The following is a 16,923-nucleotide window of genomic DNA, read 5'->3' as shown; positions in this document are numbered from 1 at the left end:
CGCGGGCAGGGCAGAGATCAGACGGGCGCCCTGGGCCAGTCCCCACACGCCGAGGTGGGACATGGGGATCAGGGTCTTCGCCGCGCTCAGCGCGGCCATGCGGCTGCCGCGCACGTGCTCCGCCATCGCGTGTTCGTAGGCGGGGAAGGCGCGCTCATGGTCGCCGCCCGTCTCTGCCAGCTCTCCGGCGAGAACGTACGCGCCGACGACGGCCAGGCTGGTGCTGCCGCCGACGGCCGGTCCGGGGCAGTAGCCCGCGTCGCCGACGAGCGTCACCCTTCCCTGCGACCAGGTGTCCATGCGGAGCTGGGTGATCGAGTCGAAGTAGAACGCCGAGGTGCGGTCGAGTTCGTCCAGCCAGCGGTCCGCGTCAGAGTGCATGCCGTCGAACGCACCGCGCAGCAGCTCCTTCTGCCGGAGCACGTCGTGGTGGTGGTAGTCGAGCTCGCGCTCGCTCCGGAACAGGAACAGCGCCCGCGCGTCTCCGAGGTGCCGCGCGCCATACATGCCGGCAGTGCGGCCGACGCCGACGTGGATGAGGAGCTCGCCGTCGAGCTCCGAGGGGTTCGGCAGGGTCAGCACCCCGAAGTAAGCCCCGGTGAAGACGCTGAAGCGGGACTCGTCGCCGAAGACGAGGCGGCGCACGTTGGAGTGCAGCCCGTCCGCGCCGACGACGAGGTCGAAGCGGCGCGGCGCGGCGTTCTCGAACCGCACCTCGCCGTCGGGCGAGATCGCGGTGATCGAGTCGCCGAAGATGTACTCGACGTCGTCGCGCGCGGCGTCGTGGTAGATCTCGCTCAGGTCGTCGCGCATGATCTCGACGTGCCGGTCGGAGGCGGCGTGGAAGATCTTGGAGAGGTCCACCCGGACGGGACGCCGTGCCTTCTCCCGGTGGACAGTCATCCGGTTGGTGCCGGTGGCTCGCTCCTCGATACGCGGGAGCACGCCCATCTTCTCCGAGATGTTCATGGCGGGCCGGAACAGGTCGACCGCGTGGCCGCCGGTCTTGCGCAGCGTCGGCGCGCGCTCAACGACGGTGACGCCGAAGCCGTGTCTGGTGAGCCAGTAGGCCAGCACCGGACCGGCGATGCTGGCGCCGGAGACGAGAATCCGCATGGCATGTCTCCTTGTCGTTCAGTTCGCCCGTACGGCGTGGATCGCGGTGAAGGCCAGCAGGGGGGTGGCGGTTCGCGGTGGATCCTCGAGCAGGGGCGAGTGCCCGAGTCCGGGCAGCAACTCGACCTTCGCGCCCGGAACGGCGCGGTAGTCGGAGGCGGATGAGGATCGCCATCTGCGGTCGTCCTCGCCGAAGATCACCAGTAGTGGCTTGCCCAGGACGGCCAGCCGATCCGGCAGCGCCCGCTGCTCCAGGTAGGAGCGGGTGGCCCGCATCGTCGCGGTGAACGTGTGGGAGGTCATACCGCGCACATCGTCCAGGAGCTCTTCTGGGATCTGACAGCCCGCGCGGCTGAAACCCGTGCTCGCGAACCGCCGGAGCTGCTCGTCGGTCGGCGGCCACTGCGAGGGTCCGGTTGCGGCGGGCTCCGGTGTGATGAAGGCGTCCAGGCTGGGGCCGGTGTTGATGAGCGCGAGTGCGGTCACCAGGTCGGGCCGCTGTTCGGCGAGGGCGGTGGCGACCACGCCGCCGCTGGAGTGACCGACGACCACGGCGTGCTCGACGCCGAGCCGGTCCAGGGCCACGCCGGCCCGGCGTGCCTGGTCCGGGAGCGCGTAGCTGCGGTCGGCCGGTTTGGCCGACCGGCCGTGCCCGAGCAGGTCGATCCGGATGACGCGGTGAGAGCCGGTCAGCAGCGGAACCATCGGGTTCCACGAGCGGGCCGAGGACGCGGACCCGTGGATGAGCAGGAGTGCGGGGGCGTCGCGAGGGCCGTCCTGGCACACGTGGATGTCGCCGTCGTCCAGCGACAGGGTCGAACTCTCGGTGGCCTCGGCGCCACGTTTCACGTGCGGTTCGCCGTCAGAAACAGTCATGAGCCCACTGTCGCCGCCGGTACTCAACGGTGGATTGGACAAATGTTCCTCTCGCAGCCTCAGATAGCATGGGAAAGTGCCGACTTTCATGCACGGTGCGGCCGTGTGGGACGTCGCGTGCCCTCAGCGGCCCAGTCGGGTGGCCGGTCTCACCATGGCCGGGTTCCGTGTCCGTGACCTGGGGGCGCTCCGGATGGTCCCGCACCCGGCCGTGACCCTGCTCCTGGAGTTCGGCGCCGGTTCGCCCGTCGTTGACTGCGTCTCCAGGCAACAGCAAGGAAGCCTCGTCGCGGGGCCCGGGCTCGGGTCCGGCGGCGAGGTTCGGGCGCGAGGAGAGAACGTCGAGTGTGTGCAGGTGCGCCTGTCCCCGGTGATCGCCCGCGCGGTTCTGGACGCCTCCCCCGCCGACCTCGACGGCGCCGTCGTACCCTTGGGTGACCTGTGGGGCCGGGAGGCATCCCGGATCCGCGAGCAGCTCGGCGACGTCTCGTCGTGGCAGGAGCGCTTCGCGTTGACGGACGCGCTGCTCGCCCGCAGGCATGAGGCGGGGCCGCCGGTGGACCCGGAGGTGGCTTGGGCCTGGCACCGTATCGTCAGCAGCCGTGGCCTGGCCCGGGTCGACGGACTCGCCGCCGAGGTCGGATGGAGCCGTAAGCGGCTGTGGTCCCGGTTCCGGTCGCAGCTCGGCCTGCCGCCCAAGCGCGCCGTGAAACTGGTCCGCTTCGACCATGCCGCCCACCGCCTGGTCGCGGGTGAGAGCGCGGCCCAAGTCGCGGCCGACACCGGCTACGCCGACCAGTCCCACCTGCATCGGGACGTCATGGCGTTCACTGGGGCGACCCCTGCGACCGTTGCTGGCGAGCCGTTTCTCGCCGTTGACGACATCGCCTGGCCCCACCGCGGAACAACCGCGTTCCTCACGTCGCCGGTGACCTCCGGCCCGGTCGCCGACCGGAGATGAGACGGCTACCGCTGTGAACGTCGCCGCGGGTGTTCCCCTCCTCGGGTGGCAGTGCGTCAGCAAGTGGAAGCAGTACCGGGCGGTGGTCAGCCGGTACGACAAGCGCGACTACATCTTCCACGGCACCCTGGCCGTCGCAGCGATCGTCATCTGGCTCCGCGACATCGTCCAAGAGCCATCAGGAAGGGCGTAGTCGCCCCCGCGTGAGGCCGACCACCGGATGAACATGTGTGGCGGAGCTTGCCGATCCGCTGCGCGCGGTACCCCGGCGAGGCCCTGGAATCCTGGCTGGAGGCCACCGCCGCCCGCTTGGACCGCAGGTTCGGGGACGTGCTCAGCGCTCTCGGGCTGCCGGCAGACGCCACGATGGCGCCCGGCCCACTGCGGCCCCGCTGGGCCACCGCGGTCACCCGCGACGAGCTGACGGCCCTCACCACGGTCACCGGCATCGCCGAAGAGGCGACGGCGATCGCGTACTCGTCGATCAGCCCGGCGCGCATGGCCGCCCCGGCGAGCGTTGCACCGCCGATACTGCGGGTCAAGCGGGCCGCCGCGATGGTGCACCGTTTCCGGGCCACCGCCTCTCCGGCCGCCTACGCCCTCGCCCAGCGGCTCGCGGCCGTCCCGCTCAGCCTCCCCGTCATGCGACTGCTCCAACAGGCCCTTCCGAAGGCGTAGTTCTGGAACCTCGCCGAGATCATGTTGCTCGGCCCGGTACGCCGCACCGACTCCCATCTGTACACGGCACTCTGCGCAGTCTCCGGCTCCTACCTCGCACGCGCCGACCATCTGGGACGGCTCCTGCAGCGCGTGGGCGGCCCCCGACCGGCCAGGCAGTCACCGTAGTAGGCGGCCCGTCGACCGGGGCACAGGCGGCCGCCAGGGTACTCATCTCCTGAAATGCACTCAAAATGAAGAATCCGGCCAAGGACACGCTAGATTACGGGCCTCGAACACCTCAGGCCCGACAGGGGAACGCCCCGCGCCCCACGGGGACTTCGCCCACGGCGCCGCCATCCGCCGCCGTTCAGCCCACCCACCCCTCCCCTGCGCCTGTGCCTGTGCCTGCGCGTCCACGACAAGGAGGCACCCCCGTGTCTGCCGGTCTGCCCGTTGCCCCGGGTCCGCGAGACCCGCACAACCCACCCCGCATCTGGGGGAACGTGCCGCAGCGGAACTGGAACTTCACGGGGCGGGAGGCGCTGCTCGAACGGCTGCAGGAGCGGCTGCGCAGCGGCGTCACGACGGTCCTGCCGGAAGCCCTGCAGGGCATGGGCAGCGTGAGCAAGTCCCAGATCGCCGTGGAGTACGTCTACCGGCACAGCCGTGAGTATCGGCTCATCTGGTGGATCCCGTCCGAGCAGGAGAACCAGATCGTCCAGTCACTGATCGAGCGGGGCAAGCAGATGGGCCTGCAGGCGGGTTCCGGACTGAGCGCGGTGCCTGCCGTCCTGGACGTTCTGCGCCGGGGCGAGCCGTACCGCGACTGGCTGCTGGTGTTCGACAACGCGGAGAACCCCAAGGTGGTCCGCAAGTACTTTCCCCATGACGGGTCGGGACGCATCGTCCTGACATCTCACCTCCGCCCTCGGCGACCTGCCGCTCGCGGTCGAACAGGCCGCGGTGTGGCTGGCCGAGACGGGCATGCCGGTGCAGCAGTACCTCGAGGTGTACGAGCGCAATTTCGCGGAGATCATACGTTCCGATCCGTCGGGCGACGACAACAAGCCGGTGGCCGCCCCGCGGAACGTCTCCCTGGGCCGCCTGCGCGAGACCCGCCCGGGCACACCTCTGGTCGGCTGACGATCAAGCTGCAACGGGCCGAGGAGGGGGCTGCGTTCGCGCTCGCCACGGACGCCTTCGTGGTTGGTCACAAGGGCGACCTCACCGATGTCCAACGCGCCAAGCGGACCCGCCACTACGGGCTTTCGCGCCCTGACGCGGGGTCATGGGTGACCTCCCGATCTCGAAGCAGGGTAGCCGGGGGCCGGTCCCCTGGCTCCCCAACGAGCACCGCGACCGCCTGCTCGCCAGCCCGGCACGGGGGAGTCGATCCGGCTCTTCGAAACGAATTGCCGGAACTGGCGTGGGCCAAGGGCATACATCGGTTACCCGCCGACGTCAGGTCGTTGCGTACTGAGCCCGGGGGCAGGGATGCTGCTGGAGACGGCTCCTCTACGCTCGGCCGCCACGCGGCATTGATCTGGGACGACCCCTACCGTCTTCCAGGCAGGCATAGAGAGGTGCGGATCCATCCGCGCAGGGACAAGGACAGGACGAGATGCATCGATACGACACCGATCCCGGTGCGCTGCTGTCGCCTCTCCCGCCCTGGCGTCGTCTCGCCGGCGGACCCGCGGTGACGCCGCCCCCGTCGGACGAGGAGGAGATCAAGCGCCGACTGGGCCGGACCAGTGCGTTGTCCGCTGGTTCCGACCAGGTCAGTCGCGCGGTCGACATGGTCGACGCGGCCCTCCTGCTGCGCCGTCCGCTGCTGGTCACGGGGCGCCCGGGAACCGGCAAGTCCTCCCTCGCCCACCGGATCAGCAGAGAGCTGAAGCTTGGCAGTGTGCTGCGCTGGCACATCACCAGCCGCACCACACTGCGCTCAGGTCTGTACGAGTACGACGCGATCGGCCGCATCCAAGACTCGGGGTCCTTACGGGCCGTGGATCTGGCGGGCGGCACCGGCGGTGCCGCGAACGGCCGACCGCCGGCCGAGGAGCAGCTCCCGGGAATTGGCGGCTGCCTCCAACTCAGCCTGTTGGTAACGGCATTGCTGCCCTGCGAGCTGCCCCGGGTGCCGCTGGTCGACGAGCGGAACAAGAGCGACCAGGACCTGGCCAACGACCTGTTGAGCGTGTTCGAGGAGGGGCAGTTCCCGATCGCCGAGCTGGTGCGGGCCCGGCGGCTACACCCGCGGGTGACGGTGATGACGGAGGGTCCGGGCCGCAGCGCCGAGATCGTCGACGGGGTCGTCAAGTGCCGGGCCATCCCCCTCATGATGATCACCTCCAACGGCGAACGCGAATTTCCCCCGGCCTTCCTGAGGCGCTGTCTGCAGCTACGGTTGCCGGAGCCCCACCGGCCGCAGCTCGTCCACATGGTCATGACCCATCTGCGGGAGGCGGCGAACGGGACAACGGGCACCGACCGCGCCGACGGCCTGATCGACCGGCGCGTGGACAACAGACGGGAGAGGGGCAGCCTGGCCGTGGACCAACTGCTCAACGCCGTGTTTCTGGGGGCTTCGGGACGCTCCACTTCCCCGGTGACGAGGGGGAGGCGCTCGAGCACCTCGTGGACGCGTAGCAGGGCTGGCTCGACGGAGCGGGAGGCCCTCGTGATCGAAGTGTGAGGTCCGCCGCCCCAATGCCTTGAAATGACGGACGGCGGACCCCTCCATCTACGGGACAGAGCCCCGTGACCGGCGGAAAGGTGGCCGCCTCGCTGCCGGTGCAGATCTCAAGCACCGGGCGCTCGCCAGCGCCCGGCTCCCGGACCTGTCCTCTCCAGTCTAGGGGCGGGTCACCACCAGCGGCACACAGCGTGTGGTGCCGTATGCCCTGTCACAGCCTCAGTACGGAGAGAAGCGTATGCCCATCGGCATCGTATCGATCTTGGTCCCCGTAATCGTTGCAGCCATCGGCTGGTACGTATTGGCCCTGATCGAGAACCATAAGACCGACAAGCGCGACCTGGAGAGGATCGCAGAAGTCCTCAGCAAGATCGATCTCATCGTCCGCGATTTGAAGGAGCTCCAGCGCGCCGCGACTTTTCTGGAGCTCAACGACCTGCGGGTGTTGATCAAGGAAGTCGAGCGGGGCGCTGATCAGTGCTCCGGGGACCTGCAGGCCAGGCTGCGGACGATCGCGGGTCTGCTGCGCAAGTACGTGGAGGCGGCCGCGCCTGCCGTGGACGAGGTCTGCGCTGCGTACCTGGCTGTCTCCCGCGCCGAAGATGTGCCCACCGAGCTGACGGTCGAGTTCCTGGTGGCCCGATCCGAGGACCAGGCACTGCTGCGGCCTCAGCTGGAAGCGGCGGTCACCGGCGCAGAGATGAGGATCCGCCGGATGCGTCGCCTGCGGCTTGGGGTGTGACGGCGTCGGGCACGGCTGCGTGAGTGTGCGCGGAAGGCGGCCGTTCATCCGGCGGCGAGCTGCACCAGTTCTGGTACGCCCTGGGCCTGCTGCTAGAGCTGAGGGCGGAGGAGGAGGCCGTCAACGAGCTGCACGCAGCGAGGTGCTGCGATACGCCGACACCCGACCACGTGCTTCGCTGGGCCTGCCGCCGCTGCGTCATCACACGCACCGGCTCAACACTCCCCGCCCGGGTCTGGGCCTCCAAGCACGACAGCGTCTGCCTCCGCCGCAACCTCTGAGCAGGTGAAGATCGTCCGGCTTGTCGGCCGGAGGCGTTGTCGGGTTCCGCTTCGCCGCCTGCCGTGCCTCTCTTACGATCCGCCAACGGACTGGTACGCCGGGACAGCATCGGAGGGTGTGGGGATGCGGGAGCTGGAGCGGATTACTGCTCGCCGGAGTGAACTGGACGCGCTCGCCGACGCGGCTTCGATGGCGCGGCCTCTCAAGTGCCAAGGTTCGATGGCGCGTGCTCAAGGTTGGTTGGCACGGGACACACCTGTGGTCGGGTAGCGTGCATGGAAGAGTCTGAGGTCAGCGCTGATGTTGCGTCGTGGTTGGCCATGATGTTGAGCGATTGCTGGCCACTCGGTTTCGTGGAGGCATCCGTGCGGCCTGGTGCTCCTCGGGCAGTTCTGCCTGTTTACGCAAGACTGGTCGGAGACATCCGCGATTCTCTATCGTGTCGCGTTATGTCGGTCTTGATCGTTGGAGGGAGCGGGTTCCTCGGCAGCGAGCTGGTCCGCCGGGCGACGGCCGCGGGTCATGTCACGGCCGCGACGTTCGCGACCCGGCCGGGGTCGGTCCCGGACGCCGTCTGGCACGCCCTGGATCTGCGGGATCCGCAGTGTGTGGAAAGCGTCGTTGCTGACATGGCGCCGAGCGTGATCATCAACGCGACCAGTGGCGCAGCCGACTGGGCGGTGACGGCAGAGGGGCCTGTGCGGCTCGCGCTGGCCGCCGCCCGGCACGGCTGCCGGCTGGTCCACGTGTCGAGCGACGCGGTGTTCTCCGGCGCGAGCGTCCACTACGACGAGGCCCGGTTGCCCGATCCCGTCACCCCGTACGGCGCGGCGAAGGCAGCGGCCGAGACCGGCGTCCGCCTCGTGCATCCGGACGCCGTCGTCGCCCGCACTTCCCTGATCATTGGGGACCGGCGCTCTGTTCATGTCCGGGCAGTGCATGACCTGACGTCGGGCAGGTGGGACGGGGTGCTGTTCACGGACGACGTCCGCTGCCCGGTGCATGTGTCGGATCTGGCCGCCGCTCTGCTGGAGTTGGGGTTCTCCGATGCTTCCGGTGTGCGCCATCTTGCGGGGGCCGAGCCTGTCAGCCGTTACGACCTCGGTGTCCTCATCGCTCGCCGCGATGGGCTCGACGTCTCCCGGCTGCGGGCAGGACGGCGCAGCGAATCCGGGATCCCCGGTGGGCTCGACGTCCGTCTCGACTGCCGTGCGACCCAACGAGAGTTGGTCACCTCCCTGCGCGGCGCCCGGGAGTTCCTCGCCGAAGGAACCAACAAGCCGAGCAACCCGTAACGTGCCGGTGTTCGGTGCTCTTCCGAGACGCCTGGCGAAAGCCACCGCCCCATCAGATGGGCTGAACAGCCCAGAGCCCCCGGTCCGCGACGGTTTCGGGGGTGGGCGCTGTGCTCAGCTGGGGTCAGTTGTCGGCAGGGGGTTTCCTCACTGTCGGTCCTGGCTCGGCGGTGGGCTACCCCATGACTTCGCGGGCCGCGTCGAGAAACGCCGACCGGTTGTCCTCCAGGTAGTCCCGCACGCTCTCACCGTCGGGCAAGCCGTGCCACACGGTCTTGTTGAGGTCGAGGAAGTGCGCGTGTGCGGCGTCATGCACAGGCAGGGGGAACTGGATGCGGAGGAGCCGATCCGCAACCCACAGCCTGTACATGACGTCCCGGGTGGTGAGGTACCAGGCATCGGTGTCCTCCCACTCGGACGGCCGGGTGTAGGCGCAGCGTTCCGCCTCGGCCGATACCTCGATGAACCGCTCCAGCAGCGCGAGCCGTTCCGCACGCCGGGTCTCCGTCAACGCGATCCGCTGCCGTTGCTGTTCGGCACGTTCCGCTGATTGCTGAGTCCTGTGCTGGACGAGGTAGGACAACACGCCGCCGAGGACAACGCCGCCCAACGATATGAGTGACACCCAGACCTGACCCGTCATGACGATCATCGTTCCACAGCGTCGATCTTTGAGACGATCTTGCTGTGGCAGGTGTGCTCACGGCGCTCAAGCCGTCCTGGTTAGCTCCGTTCACCGGGCTGAGCCCGCGTCAGTTCAGCAAACTGATCACTGTGCTGCGCCGCAGAGGCGCGGATGCGGTCCGCAGAGGACGACCGTGGAGCCTGCCACTGGAGGACCGGGTCGCTGCTGGTCGCCGCGTACTGGCGGACGGACCGGACACTGCGACAAATCGCCCTGCTTTCCAGTGCCTTGAAGTCAGTCGCCAGCCGCATCATCGACCGCCTCGGGCGATCGCTCGCACTCCACCCCCGCAAACGGTTCCGCAAGGACACCGTGCTGATCGTGGACGGTACCTTGGGCCCCACCCGCGACCACACCATCGCCGAGCAGTCGAAGAATTACCGGGCCTCCACTAACCATCAGGTCGTCATCGACGCCGACACCCGGCGCGTCGTGGCCGTCGGCCGGCCTGTGCCCGGCGACCGCAACGACCGCAAGGCATGGGGGCTGTCCGGCGCGAAAGACGCCGTCGGCAACGCCACGGTCATCGCGGACGGTGGATACCGGGGCACCGGCCTCGTCATCCCCCACCGCCGTGAGCGCGGTCAGGCCGAACTCCCGGCTTGGAAGGAGGAGCACCATGCCTCCCGTCGCAGGGTCCGTGCCCACGTCGAACACGTCTTCGCCCGCATGAAGGACTGGAAGGTCCTGCGGGACTGCCGGCTGAAGGGCGACGGGGTCTTCTGGGCCACGAGCGGTGTCGCCCACATGCACTACCTCGCACTCACCAAGCCTGAACAGGGCGAAGCGAGATCACCTGCGTGGCTCCTCGGGCACGCCAAAATCACGACGCACAGCCTCAAGCTGCTCGCGATTCGGGATGACCGAGTACGCGTCTTCAGCTACGCCGAGATCACTGCGCATGGACTCTCTCATGGTGTCGATCAGGGACCAGAGCGAATGTTGTGCTTCAGCCGCTGATCGTAGGGTCTCACCCGGCCGCGGGTTTCCCTGCTCCAGACGCTTCACCTGTCCGTAGACGAGGGTCAGTGCCCCGTTCACGTCGTGAGCCGAGGGGATCACCGTGTCAGAAGCGATCATCAATGCCTCGGACCAGCGGTCGCGGTAGGCGTCCTTGGTTTCTTCCAACGCCCGAATGTCCTCGGCCTCGGCCGTACGGTCCCGCATGACGTACAGGTGACGGCTGAGTGCTGTGGAAAACTGCCGCGCGTCCCTGTGAAGCTCCGTATAGCAGCTGCGCCGCAGCTCGCGGTGCTCGCGAGCCTCCTCGAAAGCATGGGTTATCTCCAGCTCACGTCGCTTGGCCCGGTCGGCACCGCGCTGGGTGAGCAGTGCGCCCCCGAGCGTCCCCCCGACACCGGCGACCGCGATCAGTACCGCACCGACATCCATCCGATCACCCTAACGGCCGTCCCCGCGGGAGCCTTTGGCGCCCGATGCGAGATGGCACGGCGACTCGCGGGCAACAACGACGGAGTCGGGCTGTCCGAACGGGCGGTGCGGCCCCTTCAAGAGTTCCGGGACAACGCTTAACCGACCGCGCCTACATCGGGGCCGGCTCCTGAGTGACCCCGCCGGTCAGACGACTCCGGCACCAGGACCTCACCGCGACCCAGCGGTCTATCAGCGGGGCCGGTGTCGTCGGCGATCACCTGGGTCATCGCGCGCTCCCGGCACCGGCGAAGGGGACCTGGGCGGCGGGGGCCACCTGCTGCCCGTACGGGTGCCGCCACAGACCCTGCGCCTGAAGCTTCGGCAGCACGCCCTCGCCCAACCAGTACGCCTCCTCCAGGTGCGGATACCCGGAGAAGATGAACTCCTCGATCCCCAAAGCGGCGTACTCCTTGATCCGCTCGGCAACCTCGGTGTGGCTGCCGACCAGGGCGGTCCCCGCCCCACCCCGCACCAGACCGATGCCCGCCCACAGGTTGGGATGGATCTCCAGCCCGTCCCGGCTCCCACCCCCGTGCAGGGCCAGCATCCGCTGCTGTCCCTCCGACTCGCTGCGGGCAAGCCCGGCCTGAACCTGCCGCACCGTCTCCGCATCGAAGCCCGCCAGCAGCCGCTCCGCCTCGGCCCAGGCCTGCTCGGAGGTGTCGCGGGTGATGACGTGCAACCGGATTCCGAAGCGGACGCTGCGACCCTCCTTCGCGGCCAGCGCCCTGATCCAGGTGATCTTCTGCGCGACGGCGGCGGGCGGCTCACCCCAGGTGAGGTAGACGTCGACATGCCTGGCGGCAACTTCTCCGGCGATCGGCGAGGAGCCCCCGAAGTACACCTCGGGCACCGGGTCGGGCACCCGGGCCAGCCTGGCGTCCTCGACCTGGAGGTGCTCGCCGGCGAGGTCGACGGTCTTGCCCTCCCACAGCCCCCGGACGATTTCCAGGAATTCGCCGGTACGGCGGTACCGCGCGTCCTTGTCCAGGAAGTCCCCATAAGCCCGCTGCTCGTGGCTCTCACCGCCGGTGACGACGTTGAGCAGGAGCCGTCCGCCGCTCTGCCGCTGGAAGGTGGAGGCCATCTGCGCCGCGAGCGTCGGCGAGACGAAGCCGGGGCGGAAGGCGACGAGGAACTTCAGGCGCTCGGTGTTCTGGCTGACCATGGCGGTGGTCAGCCACGCGTCCTCGCACCACGCGCCGGTCGGCGTGAGAGCGCCGACGAAGCCGAGGTCCTCGGCGGCGCGGGCGATCTGGCTCAGGTAGGCGACCGTCGGTGGCCGGTCGCGCCCGGACTCCGTGGCGGGGGTGCCGTGGCCGCCGCCGACGACGTGGCGGCTGTCGCCGTTGGTGGGCAGGAACCAGTGGAAGGTGAGGGACACGTGGGGCTCCGATCGGTGTTCGTCAGCGTTCGTCACAGGAGGCCGTGCCGGGGCGGCCTGGTGCCGTTCAGCACGTAACGGCCGATGTGCTGGACCTTCCAGCGGGCCGGGTCGTGCAGGGTGTGGGTGCGTGCGTCGCGCCAATGGCGGTGCAGGCCCAGGGAGTCGAGCGCCGAGCGGGTGCCGGAGACCTCGAAAACGGCGCTGGCGACCTCCACGGCGACCTCGGCCGCCGTCACTTTCGCGGCGGCCACCGCGATCGAGGCCTCGGCGGCCGAGTCGTCGGTCAGGTCGGCGCGGGCGTCGTCGACCGCGCGGGCGGCCTCGCGAAGCAACGCCTCGGCAGCCCGTTCTCTGATCGCCAGTTCGCCGAACCGCTGGATCAGCAGCGGATCCTCCGCGGCGGTCGCGTGCCCCTCGGCGGCGCTCTCGAACCAGGGGCGGCTCTTCGTACGGACGAACTCCACCGCCTCGGCCAGCGCCCCGGAGGCGATCCCGGCGTCGATGGCCGCGTGCAGCAACTGGGCTACCGCGCCGTGGAGTTGGGGTCCCTGGAAGGTGAGGTGGTGCGGCACGACGCGGTCGGCGGGCACGGGCACCGACTCCAGGCGGACGGTTCCGCTGGCGGTCGTGCGCTGTCCCATGCCGTCCCAGTCGTCCACGACCGTGAGGCCGGGCGCGTCGCGCGGGACGTACGCCACGTGCAGGGTGTCGTCGTCGGTGCGGGCGAGGACCGGGATCCAGTGGGCGAAGAGCGCGCCGGTGGAGTAGTGCTTGACGCCGTCGAGGACGTACGACCCGTCCGGGAGCCGGGCGAGGCGGGTGCGGATGTCCTGGATGTGCCGGGTGCCCGCCTCGGACTGGGCGTTGCCGAACCGCTTGCCCGCCAGTACCTCAGCGAAGAAGAACTTCTGCTGATCGTCGGTACCCTGCCTGCGCAGCACGTTGACGTACACGAAGTGGCTCTGCGGGATCTGGGCGAGGCTTGCGTCGGCGGCGGCCAGCAGCCGGAAGATCTCGGCGAGCGTGTCCGCACGGACGTCCGCGCCGCCGAACCGGGCGGGCACGGTCACGGCCAGCAGTCCGGAGGCGGACAGCCGCTCCAGCTCCGCGTGCGGGAGCCTGCGCCGTGCGTCCCGCTCGGCGGCGCCCTCGCGGAAGTCCGCGGCCAGCTCCGCGGCCACGGCAAGGGCCTCGGTATCATCCGCGATGACGTGCGCGACGCTCATCCGGCGGCCGCCAGCAGCGTCGTACGGCCGCCCAGCGCGGCCGAGAACTGGTCCGTGACCTGCGCCAGGGCCTCGGCCGATCCCGGCGCGACGGTCAGCGTGCCGTCCTCGCCCACCGTGATGTCCCTGTCGAGCGTGAACCAGCCCGGCGTGATGTGCGCAGGCCCCATGGAGGCCAACACCGGGCGCAGGGCGTAGTCGATGGCCAGAACGTGGGCGGTGGTACCGCCGGTGGCCAGCGGGAGGACCGTCTTGCCCGCCAGGGCGTACTGCGGGAGCAGGTCGAGCAGCGCCTTCAGCAGTCCGGAGTAGGCGGCCTTGTAGACGGGGGTACCGATCACCACCCCGTCCGCCTGCTCGAACAGGGCGGTGGCCCGGACGATCGCCGGGTGAGCGAAGTCGGCCCCGAGCAGCGCCTCGGCAGGCAGGGTACGAACGTCCAGCGCAATCACCTCGTGCCCCTGCGCGATGAGCCGCTCGTCCAGGTGGCGCAGCAGCCGAGCGGTGCGGGAGGTGGCGGAGGGGCTCCCGGAGACGGACAGGACAGTGGCCATGGGAGGACCTTTCGGTTCGTCGTTTCGTGTGCGGGCCGCGGTCAGGCGTGGGCGGCGGCGGGCTCGGACGCGTCTTCCAGTGCTTCCAGTTCGCGCACCAGGGGCAGCACCCGCTTGCCGAAGTACTCGACCTCCTCCAGGTAGTGCAGGAAGCCGAGGAGGAAGAGGTCGACGCCGAGCCGCTTGTAGGCGACGATCCGCTCGGCGATCTGCTCAGGGGTGCCGATCAGACCCGTACGGAAGCCGTCGTTGTACTGGACGAGGTCCTCGAAGCTCGAGTCCTGCCACATGCCCTTGCCGTCGGCGGTGGACGGACCGGCCTGTTGGACGGCGTCGCGGAAGCCGTGCACGGCCTGCGTGTCGGCCTTGGCGACGATCTCGCGGAGCGTCTCGCGGGCTTCGGCTTCGGTGTCGCGGGCGATGAGGAAGCCGTTGAGGCCGAACTTCGGCGGCGTACGGCCCGCTTGGGCGGCGGAGGCACGGACGTCGGCGATCTGCTCGGTGACGCCGTCGAAGTCCTTGCCGTTGGAGAAGTACCAGTCGGAGACGCGGCCGGCCATGGCACGGGCCGCGGTGGAGTTGCCGCCCTGGAAGATCTCCGGGTGCGGGCGCTCGGGGGTGTTCAGCGGTTTGGGCTTGAGGGAGAAGTCGCGCAACCGGTAGAAGTCGCCGCCGAGTTCGGCGTGGTCCTCGGTCCAGATCTTCCGCAGGGCGCGGATGAACTCCTCCGAGCGCCGGTAGCGTTCGTCGTGCTCCAGCCAGGGCTCGCCCAGCGCGGTGAACTCGCCCTTGAACCAGCCGCTGACGACGTTGACGGCGAAGCGGCCGTTCGACAGGTGGTCGGCGGTGGCGCCGAGCTTGGCGAGGACACCCGGGTGCCACAGGCCGGGGTGGACGGCGGCGATGACCTTCAGCCGCTGCGTGGCGAGCAGCAGGGCCAGGCTGAAACTGGTCGACTCGTGCTGGTACTCGGCGCCGTAGCTGGCCATGTAGCGGACCTGGCTGAGCGCGTAGTCGAAGCCGTTGTTCTCGGCGAGGACGGCGAGTTCGCGGTTGTAGTCGTAGCCCCAGTCGGTGCGCTGCTCGATGGTGCTGGTGACGAGGCCGCCGCTGACGTTCGGCACCCAGTAGGCGAAGCGGACGGGGTCGGATCCGGGGTGTGCGGAGGATGCGGGCATGGGGAACTCCTGGCAGGAGAATGCTGCGCGGGCAGGACGAATGAGTTCCGCGGAATTCAGGCACGCTGGAGCGGCGTATCCGGGAGATCCGTCGTCACGACGGAAACAAGCCGGGACCGGAATTCACGGAAAGGAAGTCACAGAGGGAGCGGGTGGGAGGGTTTCCCTCGGGTGCGCTCAGGCTCGACAGCGACAGAAGGCGCTGGAGACACGCGCAAGGTCGACGTGGCGTCGCCGCGTGAGGTCCTGTCGCTTCATGCCATCGATCGAACCAGGAGGGAGTCCGGCCGGTCAAGAATGCCCGGTGGTGATTCCACATGGTGAGAGTCGGTATTCACGAGGTTGTGACAGGGATTCCCTTGAACCCGCTCCCGGGAGGGCGCAGTCTCCTTTTCGTGCGTATCGAACAGCTCGAATACATCGCTGCCGTCACGCGGCTCGGTTCGCTGCGGCGCGCCGCCGAGGAACTGCACCTGTCCCAGCCGGCGCTCAGCGAGACCGTACGCAATCTGGAGCGCGAACTCGGCGTGGACCTGCTGGAGCGCAAGCGGTCCGGGGCGAAGGTCAGCGACGAGGGACGCGAGCTGTTGCCGCACATCATGAGCGTGCTGGACGCGGTCGACCGGCTGCGCGGCGCGGCCGGCGACCAGCACCGCATCAGCCGCATGGTCCGGCTCGGCACGGTGAACACGGCTACCGTGCCGCTGGTCATCCCGACCGTGCGCGAGTTCCGGGCCTCGCACCCGGTCACCCAGGTGGAGTTGGTCGGCGCGCAGCAGGCCGACATCCACCGCGGCCTGTTGGAGGGCGCCTTCGACCTGGGACTGGTGAACTACCTGCGGGGCGACGACCTGCCGCCCGGCTTCGAGACGACGGAGTTGCTCTGCGGGCGGCCGGTGGTGTGCGTGCGTCCGGACAGTCCGCTGGCGTCCCTGGATGCGGTGGACGCGGACAGTCTCCTGGCCGAGCCGTTGATCGTGATGCGGTCCGGGTATGTGATGCACCGTTTCGTGCACCGGCTGCTCCGCGGCCGGACTCCGTCCTTCTCGTACTCCACCGACGGCGCGGAGATGGGCAAGCTGATGGTGGCCGAGGGGCTGGGGGCCACGGTGCTGCCGGACTTCAGCGTCGTCGGCGACCCGCTGGAGCGACGGGGCGCGATCACTGTGCGGCCGCTCGCGGGGGATGCCACCGACGTGCTGCTGGTGCTGCAGCGCCGCCATTCGGGCGCCGTGCCGCGGGCGGTCCGCGACCTGCACGAGCTCTTCGTGCGCAAAGCCCAGGCGTACGGCACTTCTTCGGGACGGTTGACGGAGAAATGATCCTCTGCTCATCGTCATGGGCGGCCTGCCCGGCACCGGCAAGACCACGCTCGCCCGTCTCCTGGCGGCCCGGATCGGTGCGGTCCATCTGCGGGTCGACACCATCGAGCAGGCGATCGTCCGTTCCGGTGTGGCCCGGCACCCCGTGGGTCCCGTGGGTTACGTCGTCGGATATGCCCTGGCCGGGCAACATCTGCGGCAGGGGCTGACCGTGATCGCGGAATCGGTCAATCCGCTGAGTGTGACGCGTGACGCCTGGCGGGGCACGGCCGTCAGGGCGGGCGGGCGTGTCGTCGAGGTGGAAGTGGTGTGCAGGTCGTCGACCGGGAGTACGAGCCGTGGGACCGCGAGCGCGTCGTCGTCGACACCGCGGGACGGAGCCCGCAACAGTCACTGGCTGTGCTCCTTCGCGGCCTGGCATCGGGGCTGAGAAGAGGTTTTCCGCTGTCGGCGCGGAGACGAGACGGGCCGCGCCGAAGCGGTCGCGTGCAGCCGGTCGGTGAGGTC

The 16,923-nt window shown here is 69.4% G+C and carries 16 protein-coding genes and 4 pseudogenes; 10 read left to right on the top strand and 10 right to left on the bottom strand.

Annotated features, from left to right (window positions below; all coding sequences use genetic code 11):
* Window positions 1-180 precede the first annotated feature (180 nt).
* A pseudogene (locus tag ACWC94_RS07395) lies at window positions 181-1,116 on the bottom strand (FAD-dependent monooxygenase); the annotation flags it as partial.
* 18 nt (window positions 1,117-1,134) lie between these two features.
* A complete protein-coding gene (locus ACWC94_RS07390; protein ID WP_450795417.1) occupies window positions 1,135-1,992 on the bottom strand; it encodes an alpha/beta fold hydrolase in 858 nt (285 codons plus the stop codon).
* 76 nt (window positions 1,993-2,068) lie between these two features.
* On the opposite strand from ACWC94_RS07390, the gene ACWC94_RS07385 reads away from it, so the two are divergent.
* Together ACWC94_RS07385 and ACWC94_RS07380 are read left to right on the top strand one after the other, a co-directional pair.
* Window positions 2,069-2,953: a helix-turn-helix domain-containing protein gene (locus tag ACWC94_RS07385; protein WP_450795416.1), complete on the top strand. Its 885-nt coding sequence runs from the start codon at window positions 2,069-2,071 to the stop codon at window positions 2,951-2,953.
* 13 nt (window positions 2,954-2,966) lie between these two features.
* On the top strand, window positions 2,967-3,146 hold the full coding sequence (locus tag ACWC94_RS07380; protein ID WP_450795669.1) for a hypothetical protein: 180 nt from the start codon (window positions 2,967-2,969) through the stop codon (window positions 3,144-3,146).
* 268 nt (window positions 3,147-3,414) lie between these two features.
* On the opposite strand, the pseudogene ACWC94_RS07375 reads toward ACWC94_RS07380, so the two are convergent.
* Window positions 3,415-3,486, bottom strand: a pseudogene (locus ACWC94_RS07375) (dihydrofolate reductase family protein); the annotation flags it as partial.
* 22 nt (window positions 3,487-3,508) lie between these two features.
* Here ACWC94_RS07375 and ACWC94_RS07370 point away from each other — a divergent pair.
* The 5 genes from ACWC94_RS07370 (at window position 3,509) to ACWC94_RS07350 (ending at window position 8,630) form a co-directional block, all read left to right on the top strand.
* The gene (locus ACWC94_RS07370; RefSeq protein WP_450795415.1) at window positions 3,509-3,631 is read left to right on the top strand and encodes a hypothetical protein; all 123 of its coding nucleotides are present in this window, start codon (window positions 3,509-3,511) and stop codon (window positions 3,629-3,631) included.
* 966 nt (window positions 3,632-4,597) lie between these two features.
* Window positions 4,598-4,756, top strand: a complete 159-nt coding sequence (locus tag ACWC94_RS07365; protein WP_450795414.1) for a hypothetical protein — start codon at window positions 4,598-4,600, stop codon at window positions 4,754-4,756.
* 478 nt (window positions 4,757-5,234) lie between these two features.
* Window positions 5,235-6,311 (top strand): AAA family ATPase, encoded by a 1,077-nt coding sequence (locus ACWC94_RS07360; RefSeq protein ID WP_450795413.1) that lies wholly within the window; start codon window positions 5,235-5,237, stop codon window positions 6,309-6,311.
* 238 nt (window positions 6,312-6,549) lie between these two features.
* Window positions 6,550-7,053 carry a hypothetical protein gene (locus ACWC94_RS07355; RefSeq protein WP_450795412.1) on the top strand — a complete coding sequence of 168 codons (504 nt, stop codon included), beginning with the start codon at window positions 6,550-6,552 and terminating at the stop codon, window positions 7,051-7,053.
* Window positions 7,054-7,784: 731 nt separating this feature from the next.
* The gene (locus tag ACWC94_RS07350; protein WP_450795654.1) at window positions 7,785-8,630 is read left to right on the top strand and encodes an SDR family oxidoreductase; all 846 of its coding nucleotides are present in this window, start codon (window positions 7,785-7,787) and stop codon (window positions 8,628-8,630) included.
* Window positions 8,631-8,805: 175 nt separating this feature from the next.
* Here the strand turns inward: ACWC94_RS07350 and ACWC94_RS07345 are convergent, their stop codons facing one another.
* The gene (locus ACWC94_RS07345; protein ID WP_388263530.1) at window positions 8,806-9,282 is read right to left on the bottom strand and encodes a hypothetical protein; all 477 of its coding nucleotides are present in this window, start codon (window positions 9,280-9,282) and stop codon (window positions 8,806-8,808) included.
* Between the two features lie 35 nt (window positions 9,283-9,317).
* Between ACWC94_RS07345 and ACWC94_RS07340 the strand changes: the two are divergent.
* Window positions 9,318-10,080: pseudogene (locus tag ACWC94_RS07340) on the top strand (transposase); the annotation flags it as partial.
* Between the two features lie 27 nt (window positions 10,081-10,107).
* Here the strand turns inward: ACWC94_RS07340 and ACWC94_RS07335 are convergent.
* From ACWC94_RS07335 to ACWC94_RS07310, 6 genes are all read right to left on the bottom strand, one after another.
* Entirely contained in the window at window positions 10,108-10,707 is a 600-nt protein-coding gene (locus ACWC94_RS07335) for a hypothetical protein (protein ID WP_450795411.1), read from the bottom strand.
* Window positions 10,708-10,972: 265 nt separating this feature from the next.
* Window positions 10,973-12,133: an LLM class flavin-dependent oxidoreductase gene (locus ACWC94_RS07330; RefSeq protein ID WP_450795410.1), complete on the bottom strand. Its 1,161-nt coding sequence runs from the start codon at window positions 12,131-12,133 to the stop codon at window positions 10,973-10,975.
* 32 nt (window positions 12,134-12,165) lie between these two features.
* Entirely contained in the window at window positions 12,166-13,362 is a 1,197-nt protein-coding gene (locus tag ACWC94_RS07325) for an SfnB family sulfur acquisition oxidoreductase (RefSeq protein WP_450795409.1), read from the bottom strand.
* Window positions 13,359-13,916 (bottom strand): NADPH-dependent FMN reductase, encoded by a 558-nt coding sequence (ssuE, locus tag ACWC94_RS07320; protein WP_450795408.1) that lies wholly within the window; start codon window positions 13,914-13,916, stop codon window positions 13,359-13,361. The genes ACWC94_RS07325 and ssuE overlap by 4 nt, the downstream gene beginning before the upstream one ends.
* Window positions 13,917-13,957: 41 nt before the next feature.
* Window positions 13,958-15,094, bottom strand: coding sequence for a dimethylsulfone monooxygenase SfnG (sfnG, locus tag ACWC94_RS07315; RefSeq protein ID WP_450795407.1), 1,137 nt, complete (start codon window positions 15,092-15,094; stop codon window positions 13,958-13,960).
* A 177-nt stretch (window positions 15,095-15,271) separates the two neighbouring features.
* Entirely contained in the window at window positions 15,272-15,352 is an 81-nt protein-coding gene (locus ACWC94_RS07310; RefSeq protein WP_361690182.1) for a putative leader peptide, read from the bottom strand.
* Between the two features lie 137 nt (window positions 15,353-15,489).
* Here ACWC94_RS07310 and ACWC94_RS07305 point away from each other — a divergent pair, with 137 nt between their 5' ends.
* Both ACWC94_RS07305 and ACWC94_RS07300 read left to right on the top strand, forming a co-directional pair.
* The gene (locus tag ACWC94_RS07305) at window positions 15,490-16,416 is read left to right on the top strand and encodes a LysR family transcriptional regulator (RefSeq protein ID WP_450795406.1); all 927 of its coding nucleotides are present in this window, start codon (window positions 15,490-15,492) and stop codon (window positions 16,414-16,416) included.
* A 4-nt stretch (window positions 16,417-16,420) separates the two neighbouring features.
* Window positions 16,421-16,839: pseudogene (locus tag ACWC94_RS07300) on the top strand (AAA family ATPase); the annotation flags it as partial.
* Window positions 16,840-16,923 lie beyond the last annotated feature (84 nt).

The sequence above is a fragment of the Streptomyces sp. NPDC001135 genome (genome assembly GCF_053598395.1).
The sequence above is the reverse complement of the archived record's forward strand: the minus strand, read 5'-3'. Positions and strand labels throughout refer to the sequence as shown.

What these genes read in the sequence shown, in the direction of transcription:
- sfnG (WP_450795407.1), bottom strand. Translation starts at nt 15,094, where the DNA reads ATGCCCGCATCCTCCGCACACCCCGGATCCGACCCCGTCCGCTTCGCC.
- ACWC94_RS07360 (WP_450795413.1), top strand. Translation starts at nt 5,235, where the DNA reads ATGCATCGATACGACACCGATCCCGGTGCGCTGCTGTCGCCTCTCCCG.
- ACWC94_RS07390 (WP_450795417.1), bottom strand. Translation starts at nt 1,992, where the DNA reads ATGACTGTTTCTGACGGCGAACCGCACGTGAAACGTGGCGCCGAGGCC.
- ACWC94_RS07355 (WP_450795412.1), top strand. Translation starts at nt 6,550, where the DNA reads ATGCCCATCGGCATCGTATCGATCTTGGTCCCCGTAATCGTTGCAGCC.
- ACWC94_RS07335 (WP_450795411.1), bottom strand. Translation starts at nt 10,707, where the DNA reads ATGGATGTCGGTGCGGTACTGATCGCGGTCGCCGGTGTCGGGGGGACG.
- ACWC94_RS07370 (WP_450795415.1), top strand. Translation starts at nt 3,509, where the DNA reads ATGGTGCACCGTTTCCGGGCCACCGCCTCTCCGGCCGCCTACGCCCTC.
- ACWC94_RS07310 (WP_361690182.1), bottom strand. Translation starts at nt 15,352, where the DNA reads ATGAAGCGACAGGACCTCACGCGGCGACGCCACGTCGACCTTGCGCGT.
- ACWC94_RS07365 (WP_450795414.1), top strand. Translation starts at nt 4,598, where the DNA reads ATGCCGGTGCAGCAGTACCTCGAGGTGTACGAGCGCAATTTCGCGGAG.
- ACWC94_RS07350 (WP_450795654.1), top strand. Translation starts at nt 7,785, where the DNA reads ATGTCGGTCTTGATCGTTGGAGGGAGCGGGTTCCTCGGCAGCGAGCTG.
- ssuE (WP_450795408.1), bottom strand. Translation starts at nt 13,916, where the DNA reads ATGGCCACTGTCCTGTCCGTCTCCGGGAGCCCCTCCGCCACCTCCCGC.
- ACWC94_RS07345 (WP_388263530.1), bottom strand. Translation starts at nt 9,282, where the DNA reads ATGATCGTCATGACGGGTCAGGTCTGGGTGTCACTCATATCGTTGGGC.
- ACWC94_RS07325 (WP_450795409.1), bottom strand. Translation starts at nt 13,362, where the DNA reads ATGAGCGTCGCGCACGTCATCGCGGATGATACCGAGGCCCTTGCCGTG.